Raw genomic sequence first — 11,196 nt, 5'->3', positions numbered from 1 at the left:
GCGATCGCTGTATTGCTGCTCTGACAGCGTGCGTGGTCGTGGCGCTCCCATGACGAACTTGTCCCATAATGCTTCCTTCCATTCCAACGAAAGGATCACACCATCAAACCGTGGGATCAAACACCTAGAAAGGTGATCTTGTTCATTACTTTTCCGCCACCAAAGTTTAAATAATTCAAGCAGATGCCTTGCCAATGTTACAAAATAGGATCTTGTCGCGAGGGTTTGGCATGCCGCGATGCTGAAACGTATCGCTTGCCCAAATGGCCCGATTGGCAACCGCCGTGACTCAACCTGACGGAAGGGTACGATCAGGTTGCCTTGGGCCGGTCGCTGCATATGCACCCGGCCGACTTAAAGACCGCAACCGCGGATTGATCCACTCTCCAAGCTGCCAGAACATCTTTGCCCGTCCCGTTTGCTTGCTCCACCGGATGGGCTGCGATATGCCAAGGCGATATCCTGAAGGAAACACCATGACCCTCAGTTCACGCATTGCGTGGGATGACACTGTCCTGCCCTTTCAACTTGACCGGTCCGACATACGCGGACGGGTAGCCCGCCTTGATGGCGTATTGGAACAGGTCTTGGCGCAGCACGACTACCCGGATCCGATCAATGCATTGGTCGCCGAAATGGCATTGCTGACGGCCCTGATCGGCCCCAACGTAAAGCTGAGGTGGAAGTTATCGCTGCAAGTTCGCGGTGACGGGCCCGCGCGGTTGATCGCCACGGACTACTATGCCCCGCAAAATGAAGGGGAGCATGGCCGGATCCGCGCCTATGCCAGCTATGATGACCAGCGCCCCCTGGATGCCGAAAACGCGTTTGATCTGATCGGGAAGGGGTATTTCGCCATTCTGATAGACCAGGGTGAGGGGATGGTGCCCTACCAAGGCGTGACACCCATCGCCGGGGGGTCCCTGAAAGCCTGTGCTGAAACCTATTTTGCGCAATCAGAGCAATTGCCGACCCGTTTTGCCCTGTCCATGGCCCGCAGTCAGTTGCCGAGCGAGGCAGAGACTTGGCGCGGTGGCGGCGTGATGCTGCAGCACATGCCCAAAGCCTCTCCCTTTGCTGCCGGCGCCGCCAGTGGGGAAGGCGGGTTGCTGAAACCCGAAGACATCCTTGAGGGGGAGGCGCAGGAGAACTGGCACCGGGTCAATATCCTGTTGGATACGGTCGAAGAGTTGGAATTGATCGGACCAACGGTTCAGCCAACCGATCTTTTGGTGCGCCTGTTCCACGAAGAAGAACCACGCGTCTTTGACCCCCAGGCGGTGAAATTCGGGTGTACCTGTTCGGCAGATCGCGTGCGGCAAAGCCTGTCGATCTATTCGGCGAAGGATATCGGTCACATGACCACCGACGAGGGGATTGTAACCGCCGATTGCCAGTTCTGTGGCGCGCATTACGAGTTTGACCCGGCGACATTGGGGTTTGAGGCCGTAGGACGGGAGAGTGATGCTCCCTGATACTGTATTGTCTGCCTTGCGCGCCGCACCGATTGTCGCGGGCCGACCCTCATCTGACTATGACCTGAACAAAAACGTTCCATTGCCACCGGACCGGATTTTACGGCCCGCCGCAGTGCTGATCGCATTCACCGCCGATGGCACGCTTTACCTGACCAAGCGCTCGTCGCGATTGCGCCACCATCCGGGGCAGATCGCGTTTCCAGGGGGAAAGGTCGATGCGGGGGATCGCGATGTCACGGAGGCGGCCTTGCGAGAGGCGGAAGAGGAAATCGGGCTGCCAAGGGCTGAGGTCGACGTGATCGGCTGCCTTCCTGCCCACGAGACAGTGACGGGTTTCACGGTGACGCCGGTTCTGGCCCAGATCGCGGACTTTCATCCCCGTGCGGAAGAGGGCGAGGTGTCAGAAGTGTTTACCGTGCCCCTTTCCCATGTACTGGATCCTGCGAACTACGCCATCGAAGGGCGGCGCTGGCGACAAACCAGGCGCCATTATTACGTGGTGCCCTATGGCCCCTACTACATTTGGGGGGCGACTGCTCGGATCTTGCGCGCCTTGGCAGATACCGTTTCATGACCCGGATCATCGCAGATTGGTTAGAAAGCCATCCGGCCCAGTCCGTTGCCGCCTTGTTGAACACGGCGGGTCACCACGCGCTTTTCGTGGGTGGTTGCGTGCGCAATACCCTTTTGAACGAGCCCGTGGCCGATCTGGATTTGGCCACGGATGCTCACCCGCCCCACGTTCTGGCCCTGGCCGAGGCTGCGAGGATCCGTGCGATACCAACCGGCATCGACCACGGAACGGTGACCCTGGTCGTTGATGCCGTCCCGGTCGAGGTCACTACCTTTCGCCGGGATGTGGAGACCGATGGGCGCCGGGCCGTTGTCGCTTTTTCCACCGACATTTCCGAAGATGCCCAGCGCCGCGATTTTACCATGAACGCGATCTACTGCGATGCGGGCGGTCAGATCGTCGACCCCTTGAACGGGTTGCCGGATTTGCAGAACCGCGCAGTTCGGTTCGTGGGAGATCCGACCGCGCGGGTACGGGAAGACTATCTGCGGATCCTGCGGTTTTTCCGATTTCATGCATGGTATGGTCAAAATGGTCTGGATCAAGACGGGTTGGATGCCTGCGCCCGCAATGCTGGCGGCCTGGCCAAGGTCTCAGCCGAACGGATCGGAGTTGAGATGCTCAAGTTGCTGGCCGCCCCGAACCCCGCCCCCGTCACCGCGGCAATGGCGCAAAGCGGCGTATTGGCGGCCCTATTGCCCGGAGCGGACCCCGCCCCATTGACCCGACTGATAGATTTGTATCCGCATGCCGATGCCGTTTTACGATTGGCCTGTCTGGGCGGGGAAGACGTGGCAAACCGTTTGCGCCTAAGCCGTGCAGATACCAGACGCCTCGGATTGCTGCACGACCATGCATCTGGTGGGGCATCTCCTGCTGCGCTGGGCCATCATCTGGGTGAGGTCGACGGGTTGGCCGCACTCGCCCTCCGCGCAGCATGGCTGGAACAGCGCGTGTCGCCCGGCGATCAGGCCAAGGTCGAACAAGCCGCTCGGGCTATTTTTCCGGTAACCGCCCAAGATCTGATGCCGGAATTTCAAGGCCCGGCTCTGGGGGCACGGCTTGATCAGTTACGCGCGGCATGGATTGGGTCGGACTTCGCGATGAGCCGCAGGGATCTGCTGACCCTCCCCCAACCGAGATAGACGGCCCGTGATCATCGCACCGCTCTATGCCTTTGTCTTTGCCGGTTTGTTCTCCCCCGGTCCGAATGTCATCTTGCTGATCGCCTCCGGCGCGCGGTTCGGCTTTCGCCGCACGATCCCCCATGTTCTGGGTGTAGCAGCCGGGGTTGGCATCACATCTGGCCTGACGGGGTTGGGGTTGGGCGCGCTGCTTTTGTCACAACCCGCTTTGACCCTTGTCCTCAAGATCGGCGCGGCGGGTTGGATCCTGTGGATGGCCTGGAAATTGCTGACAGCAGCCCGCACCCAAACACAAACCGGCCCCGACAAGCCGTTCACCTTTTTTCAGGCCGTGCTCTTTCAGTGGGTCAATCCAAAAGTCTGGGCCATCGCAGTTGCCGCAGCCGTAGGATACGGCGCGGGGCTGCCTCCAGCTCAGGAAGCCGCGCGACTTGCGATCGCATTTTCTGGCATCAACCTGGGCGTATGTCTGTTCTGGTCATTTGCCGGATCACTGCTGGCATATTTGCTGGGTAATCCAAAAGCCTGGAGTATCTTCATGGCAGTGATGGCAGGACTCCTCGCATTATCTGCGGGAATGGTTTTCCTTCCCCCAACGTAAGGATATACCAATCGAACACCCCACCGATCTGAGTCGCAGCCGTGTTCCGATTTTTCGAACAGCTCGTCGATCCTTATACACCGTATAAGGACAGCGACAGGCCCCCCAAACGGCTGCTGCCGTTCCTTTTGGACTATGCGAAACCGTTTACCAAAATACTGATCATTGCGGCACTTTTGTCAGTGGTCGTGGCGGCGGTTGAGGTGGGGCTGATCTATTATATGGGTCGGGTCGTCGACATCCTTTCCGAGGAGGGCACCCCTGCGGAGATCTGGGCACGATACGCGTTGGAGTTCACATTCATCGCGGCGTTCATCCTGATTTTGCGACCCCTGGTACAGGCGATTGACGTTCTGGTGCTGAGCAATGCGGTCATGCCCAACTTTGGGACATTGATCCGGTGGCGCGCCCACCGGCAGGTTCTGCGCCAATCGGTCGGTTGGTTCGAGAATGATTTTGCCGGTCGCATCGCCAACCGGATCATGCAAACGCCACCCGCCGCGGGGGAGGCCGTGTTTCAGGTGTTCGATGCCCTGACCTTTGCCACAGCTTATCTGGTGGGTGCCGCAATCCTACTTGCCGATGCCGACCCGCGTTTGGCCGTGCCACTGATCATCTGGTTTCTACTGTATGCGGGACTGGTGGGGTGGGCGGTGTCACGGATTGGCCCCGCCTCAAAGGCGTCAAGTGATGCTCGATCGCAGGTCACGGGCCGGGTTGTCGATAGCTATACCAACATCCATTCCGTCAAGATGTTCGCGCACCATGACAACGAGATCGCCTATGCCAAGGAAGCAATCGAGACGGCCCGGACAACCTTTTTCCGCGAGATGCGCATTTACAGCATCATGGATATCGCCCTGACCGTTCTGAATGGCCTGCTGATTGTCGGTGTTACCGGATGGGCTCTTGCCCTATGGTTGCAGGGAACAGCCAGCGTGGGGACCGTCGCCGCGGCGACGGCTTTGACCCTGCGGTTAAACTCCATGACCGGCTGGATCATGTGGGCCGTGTCGACATTATTTCGCCAGCTTGGCGTGGTGGCCGAAGGGATGGAGACCATCGCACAACCCGTCCATTTGGTTGATGCCGATAAAGCCGAGTCGCTGAAATTTGAAAAAGGCCAGATCGTGATGGAAGGTCTGACCCACCATTACGGCCGCGGCAGTGGCGGCTTGGAGCAGTTGAACCTGACCATTCATCCCGGCGAAAAGATCGGCGTGGTGGGCCGGTCCGGCGCCGGGAAATCAACGCTCGTGAAATTGCTGCTGCGCTTTTACGATCCCGAAGGCGGGCGTATCCTGATCGATGGCCAGGATATCCAAACGGTGACGCAAGACAGTCTACGGCGTCAGATCGGGATGGTGCAGCAGGATACGGCTCTGCTCCATCGCTCAGTCCGGGAGAATATCCTTTACGGGCGCCCGGACGCGGGTGAAGCTGCGATGAATGACGCTATTGATCGCGCAGCCGCACGGGAATTCCTGCCCGATCTGGTGGACTCTGACGGCAATACCGGCCTGGATGCCCGTGTCGGCGAACGAGGCGTGAAACTCAGCGGTGGTCAGCGGCAACGCGTGGCTTTGGCCCGTGTCATTTTGAAAGACGCGCCAATCCTCGTGCTGGACGAGGCCACAAGTGCGTTGGACAGCGAGGTCGAGGCCGCCATCCAGGACACGCTTTACAACGTGATGGAGGGCAAGACCGTCATCGCCATTGCCCACCGCCTGTCCACGATTGCACGGATGGACCGCATTCTGGTGCTGGATGAGGGCCGGATTGCCGAAGAAGGCACCCATGCCGATCTTCTGGCGGCAGGTGGCCTTTATGCGCGGTTCTGGAACCGTCAGTCCGGCGGGTTCCTTGGCGTGGTCGAGGCAGCGGAATGAGCATCGAAACCCTGATCAAACGTGGCGGCGTCAAAAGGTTCGGCTATGTGCTGGATCAGTTCAAACCCGTCGATACGCCGCCACCGCAAACGCTTGCGGCCTTTTTCGGCTGGTGCCTGTCGGGGGCCTATCCGATCTTAATCATCGCCGTCTGTGTTTCGGTCATTGCGGGCACTTTTGAGATCATCTCGGCCATCCTACTTGGCAATGTCATCGATACGGCGTTGGAAAGCGGACCACAGGCCATCTTTTCAGAACATTGGGGCTTTCTGCTGGCTGTCGGTGTGTTCCTGCTGATCTTCAGGCCCCTGGTCTTTGGCGGCTCTTCCTTGCTGCAATCCATCGTGATTGCCCCGTCGATCAATGTCATGGCCTTGTCGCGGCTGCATCGATGGACGATGGGCCATGCCATCACCTTTTTCGACAACGATTTTGCCGGGCGCATTGCACAGAAATCCATGCAAACGGCCCGCGCTGTTACAGATGTGACGATCGAATCCATTAACGCGATCATCTTTGCCATCGCCTCTTTCGTGGCGGCCACGTTTTTGCTGATCTCAATCGATTGGCGGCTCTCGTTGATCCTGTTCGTCTGGCTGATCGGCTATGGTGCCTTCATCCGCTATTTCTTGCCGCGTATCCGCCAATGCTCTGCCGCGAGGGCCGGAGCGCGCGCCTCGGTCACAGGGCAGGTGGTTGATACGATCACAAACATGCGCACCGTCAAACTGTTTGCCCATTCGGCACATGAAGATCGGGCTGCCATCGATTCCATGGACAAATACCTCGACAAAGCAATTGATTTTGGGGTCATGGCGACAGTCTTTCGGTTTTTGCTGATCGCCTTGGCCAGCCTGCTGCCCGTGGTGCTGATCGGCAGTGTGCTGATCTTGTGGTCCAATGGCCTCGCCACGGCGGGCGATATGGCCGCAACCGGTACGGTGTCGTTGCGTCTGTCACAGATGACCGGCTGGGTCAGTTTCACGCTGATGGGGATCTATTCAAATATCGGTGAGGTTGAGGACGGGATCCGCACCCTCACGCCGCACCATCAACTGGTGGATGCGGATACCGCGACAGAGGTTGATCCAAGCGCTGCAGAAATCCGGTTCAACCGCGTGACATTCGCCTATGGAGGGCAGCAGGGCGGCGTGGAAGACATCGATCTTTTCATTCGCCGGGGAGAGAAGGTCGGGATTGTCGGCGCGTCCGGGGCCGGTAAATCCACATTGGTTGCCTTGCTGCTGCGGCTTTATGATACGGAAAAGGGCGCCATTCTGCTGGGCGACCATGATGTGCGCGCCTTGACCCAGGAAAGCCTGCGCCGCCAGATCGGGATGGTCACGCAGGAAACCGCGATGTTCAATCGGACCGCGCGCGAGAATATCCTTTATGGTCGGCCTGATGCGACTGAGGAAGAGATGATAGCCGCCGCCAGACGCGCGGAAGCCCATGAATTCATTGAAGGCCTGCAGGATCACAAGGGCCATCGCGGCTATGGGGCCTATCTGGGCGAACGTGGTGTCAAACTCAGCGGTGGACAGCGGCAGCGGATTGCCCTTGCACGCGCGATTTTGAAGGACGCGCCCATACTGATCCTGGATGAGGCCACCAGCGCATTGGACAGCGAGGTCGAAGCGCAGATCCAAACCGCGCTAGAGCGCGTCATGGAGGGCAAGACTGTCCTTGCCATCGCGCACCGTCTCTCCACCATTGCCCGGATGGACAGGATCATTGTCATGGATGAAGGCCGTATCATCGAAGAAGGCGACCATGCCACATTGCTCAGCTACGGTGGGCTTTATGCCCGGTACTGGCGACGTCAATCTGGCGGTTTTCTGGGCGTCGTGGATGCAGCGGAATGAAACGCGTCATGATCATCGGCCAGCCGGGATCAGGCAAATCCACCCTGGCACGGATGTTGGGAGAACGGACCGGGTTGCCTGTCAGGCATATCGATCTGATCCACTGGAAATCGGGCTGGGTGGAGCGCAGCCGCAACGAAAAACACGCGATGGCCCACGAGGTCCACATGCAGGACCGCTGGATTTTCGAAGGCAACATGTCGGCCACCTATCCCGAGCGTATCGCCCGCGCCGATACCTGCATCTGGCTTGATATTCCGCTATGGCTGCGCTTGTGGCGGGTCGCAAAGCGAACGGTAGCGCATTACGGACAGGTGCGCCCTGATTTGCCGGATGGCTGCCCGGAGCAGTTCAGCGCTGAATTTTATCACTTCATTTGGACCACGCGAAAAACCGGACGTCTGCAGGGGCTAAAAATCGTGTCAGATCCACCTCCGCATCTGGCGGTCCATCACTTGCAATCTGTGCAGGAGGTTCGGCGTTTTCTGGCATCTATCCCAGCAGCGTCGTCGATACAGCCTGCATGACGCGAACCGTGATCGAGCGGTTGGGACATTTGGGCGACGGGGTTGGCCCGGGGCCTGTCTTTGCGCCCCGCACCTTGCCGGGTGAAGTCGTAGAGGGGGAGTTGGATGGCTCCCGGATATCCGTCCCACGCATCGTCACACCCTCCGACCGGCGGATCGCACCGGCCTGTCGCCATTACCGGTCTTGCGGGGGATGCGCCTTGCAACATGCCGATGGCGGATTTGTCGCCGCCTGGAAACAGAATATCGTAGAACGTGCCTTGGCCGCCCAGGGGATTGCGGCCACGTTTCGCCCCATGGCAATTTCCCCACCGCGCAGCCGCAGGCGGGCCACATTTTCCGGCCGTCGGACCAAAAAGGGCGCGTTGGTTGGCTTCCACGCCCCGGGATCAGACACGATCACCCCGGTCCTTGACTGCAATCTGGTGACACCGCAGTTGAGCGCTGCTTTGCCCATGCTGACCGCATTGACCATGGTCGGAGCCGCTCGCAAAGGCGAACTTGCGCTGACGGTAACGGAGACGCGCACCGGGCTCGACGTGGCAGTGACGGGTGGCAAGACATTGAACCAGACACAGACCGCGGCATTGGTCACATCCATGGCCGGAGCAGGTGTGGCGCGGTTGTCGTGGGATGGCGAAATCGTCGCTCAGCAAGCCGAACCTTTGGTCAACTTTGCAGGATTTGACGTGCCAATGCCTCCCGGCGCCTTTTTGCAAGCAACGGTGGAAGGGGAGGCTGCGCTAAGATCCGCAATGCGTGATTGCATCGGTGCATCGACCAGTGTCATCGATCTGTTCGCGGGCTGCGGCACATTTGCACTGCCGCTTTGCGAAAGCAAACCGGTGCATGCGGTGGAGGCCGATGGCACGATGCTGGACGCGTTGGATCAGGGATGGCGGCGCGCGGGCGGGTTACACATGCTGAGCACGGAACGGCGCGACCTTTTTCGCAACCCGCTACTACCCGATGAGTTAGACCGGTTCGATGCAATTGTCATCGATCCACCACGCGCGGGCGCACAGGCCCAGATGGCCCAAATCGCGAAAAGCGAAGTGCCGGTGATTGCTGCAATTTCCTGCAACCCCGTGACCTTTGCGGTCGACGCTAAAATGCTCATCCAGGCCGGATATCGGCTTGATTGGGTGCAGGTCGTCGATCAGTTTCGCTGGTCACCGCATGTAGAGCTTGTCGCTCGCCTGATCAAAGACCATATCGCGCGGTGACAAGGGGCAGGAGCGCGGTGTGCGAGAAACGTTGAAGATCTGGTTGGAACAACCCCTGGTGCGCAATGGCATCTTGGGGGTCATTATCCTGAATGCGATTGTGCTGGGACTCGAAGCCGTGCCCCCCGTTGCGCAACCGTTTGGCGATACGCTTCGAATGATCGATCTCGCCTGTCTTGCGATATTCGTGGCCGAGATCCTGTTAAAGCTTTTCGCCTATCGCGCGACCTTTTTCCGAAACGGTTGGAACCTGTTTGATACGGCCATTGTTGGGTCGGCCTTGCTGCCGGGCGCGGAAAACCTGAGCGTATTGCGCGCGTTAAGGGTCTTGCGGGTTTTGCGCGTGATCTCTGTCATGCCGCGGCTGCGCCGTGTGGTCGAAGGGTTTGTGACAGCCCTGCCTGGGATGGGGTCGGTGTTTCTGTTGATGGGGCTAGTCTTTTACATAGGGTCTGTGATGGCGACCAAGTTGTTTGCCGCATCCTTCCCAGAGTGGTTTGGTAATCTGGGCCTAAGCGCCTATTCGCTGTTCCAGATCATGACGCTGGAAAGCTGGTCTATGGGGATCGTGCGCCCGGTGATGGAGGTCTATCCCTATGCCTGGGCCTTTTTCGTTCCTTTCATCCTCCTGACAACCTTTGCGGTTGTGAACCTGCTGGTGGGTCTGATCGTGAATTCGATGCAGGATGCCCATTCCGAAGAGGCGACAGAAAAGACGGATGCCTACCGTGACGAGGTCTTGTCGCGACTTGATGCAATTGAACAGGCGCTCAAGACACAGTCACCCCCAAGATAAATCCACTGTGGTGTCATGGGGGATTCCCGCCGAAGCCAGTTTCCTGTATTGATTTCAGAAAACAACCGGTTCGGGACAAACATGTTGATCAGTAAACGCGCGATGTTGGCTGGCAGTGCTGCATTTGCGTTATCCGCCTGCTCCAGCAAATTCAAAACCTATGACGGGCCGCAGGTCACGCGGGTTCTTGTCTACAAAGGTAAACGCAGCATGTTCCTGATGCACGATGACGCCGTGCTAAAAGGCTACAGGTTTGAGCTTGGCTTTGCGCCGCAAGGTCACAAACAGCAAGAAGGCGACGGACGGACGCCCGAAGGCAACTATCTGATCAACCGCAGGAACCCCAACAGTAACTTCCACCTGTCATTGGGTATAGACTATCCCAACGAAGAAGATGTGGCGCGCGCTCTAGAGGCCGGGGTCGATCCCGGCGGTGACATCTTTATCCACGGTCAGAAAAGCCGCTGGCGCAAAGGTGGCGACGACTGGACCTGGGGTTGCATCGCCGTGACCAACAAGGAAATGGAAGAGATCTATGCCATGGTCCGGGATGGAACGCCCATCGACATCATGCCGTGATCAGCCGCCAGTGATCAGTGTCCACCAGATCTTGCCGTTCCGTTCCTGGAACCAGGCAATGCCCAAATTGCGGGCCTGCGGGTTCATCACCACTGCGCGCGTGTCAGGTTGCGCCATCCAGGCCGCGAGCGTCTGCAACTCCGTCTCGTAGGTCTCGGAGATATTCTCACCCTTCAACTCACCCCGGTAGCCCGCACGTTTGACCCGATCCAAGGGTGAGGACCCATCGGATCCAAAATGCCAAGGTCGGTTCTGGCGCGCCATATCCTTTGAATGTGTTGCTGCCGCTGCGTTCAATTGTGAGCTAAGTTCCAACCCGGACAAGCCTGCTGCCTGTCGCAGGGAATTGACCGAATCGAGCATCCGAAACTGTATCTTACTCGCATCACCCGCGGATATTCGATAGACCCGCGTGCCCCCGGTGCCCGTTCCATCATCCACGACAGGCGGTGCCGTACAGCCCGCAACGATGATCAGAATCGGAAAAATAAGCGAAAATACACGCTTCATGGACGC

General features: G+C 58.7%; 11 protein-coding genes. 10 read left to right on the top strand and 1 reads right to left on the bottom strand.

From position 1 onward, the window contains the following. Positions 1-476 precede the first annotated feature (476 nt). The 10 genes from IU397_RS06895 (at position 477) to IU397_RS06850 (ending at position 10,680) form a co-directional block, all read left to right on the top strand. Entirely contained in the window at positions 477-1,475 is a 999-nt protein-coding gene (locus IU397_RS06895; protein ID WP_204411972.1) for an Hsp33 family molecular chaperone HslO, read from the top strand. Further along, a complete protein-coding gene (locus IU397_RS06890) occupies positions 1,465-2,052 on the top strand; it encodes a CoA pyrophosphatase (protein ID WP_204411971.1) in 588 nt (195 codons plus the stop codon). Before IU397_RS06895 ends, IU397_RS06890 begins: the two co-directional genes overlap by 11 nt. After that, entirely contained in the window at positions 2,049-3,197 is a 1,149-nt protein-coding gene (locus tag IU397_RS06885; protein WP_204411970.1) for a CCA tRNA nucleotidyltransferase, read from the top strand. Before IU397_RS06890 ends, IU397_RS06885 begins: the two co-directional genes overlap by 4 nt. A 7-nt stretch (positions 3,198-3,204) precedes the next feature. Further along, a complete protein-coding gene (locus IU397_RS06880) occupies positions 3,205-3,798 on the top strand; it encodes a LysE family transporter (protein WP_204411969.1) in 594 nt (197 codons plus the stop codon). 41 nt (positions 3,799-3,839) lie between these two features. Beyond that, positions 3,840-5,687, top strand: a complete 1,848-nt coding sequence (locus IU397_RS06875) for an ABC transporter ATP-binding protein (RefSeq protein WP_204411968.1) — start codon at positions 3,840-3,842, stop codon at positions 5,685-5,687. Next, complete coding sequence (locus tag IU397_RS06870; RefSeq protein WP_204411967.1) at positions 5,684-7,552, top strand: ABC transporter ATP-binding protein; 1,869 nt, start codon at positions 5,684-5,686, stop codon at positions 7,550-7,552. Before IU397_RS06875 ends, IU397_RS06870 begins: the two co-directional genes overlap by 4 nt. Beyond that, positions 7,549-8,079 (top strand): DNA topology modulation protein FlaR, encoded by a 531-nt coding sequence (locus IU397_RS06865; RefSeq protein WP_204411966.1) that lies wholly within the window; start codon positions 7,549-7,551, stop codon positions 8,077-8,079. Before IU397_RS06870 ends, IU397_RS06865 begins: the two co-directional genes overlap by 4 nt. Further along, positions 8,076-9,305: a class I SAM-dependent RNA methyltransferase gene (locus tag IU397_RS06860; protein WP_204411965.1), complete on the top strand. Its 1,230-nt coding sequence runs from the start codon at positions 8,076-8,078 to the stop codon at positions 9,303-9,305. Before IU397_RS06865 ends, IU397_RS06860 begins: the two co-directional genes overlap by 4 nt. 19 nt (positions 9,306-9,324) lie before the next feature. Next, positions 9,325-10,101: an ion transporter gene (locus IU397_RS06855; protein WP_204411964.1), complete on the top strand. Its 777-nt coding sequence runs from the start codon at positions 9,325-9,327 to the stop codon at positions 10,099-10,101. Positions 10,102-10,182: 81 nt separating this feature from the next. Continuing rightward, positions 10,183-10,680, top strand: coding sequence for a murein L,D-transpeptidase family protein (locus IU397_RS06850; protein WP_204411963.1), 498 nt, complete (start codon positions 10,183-10,185; stop codon positions 10,678-10,680). Here IU397_RS06850 and IU397_RS06845 read toward each other — a convergent pair whose 3' ends face one another. Beyond that, on the bottom strand, positions 10,681-11,190 hold the full coding sequence (locus IU397_RS06845) for a CAP domain-containing protein (RefSeq protein WP_204411962.1): 510 nt from the start codon (positions 11,188-11,190) through the stop codon (positions 10,681-10,683). Positions 11,191-11,196 lie beyond the last annotated feature (6 nt).

The organism is Actibacterium sp. 188UL27-1 (genome assembly GCF_016901225.1).
GTDB lineage: Bacteria > Pseudomonadota > Alphaproteobacteria > Rhodobacterales > Rhodobacteraceae > 188UL27-1.
Note: the sequence above shows the minus strand (reverse complement) of the source record. Positions and strands in the feature narration are given on the sequence as shown.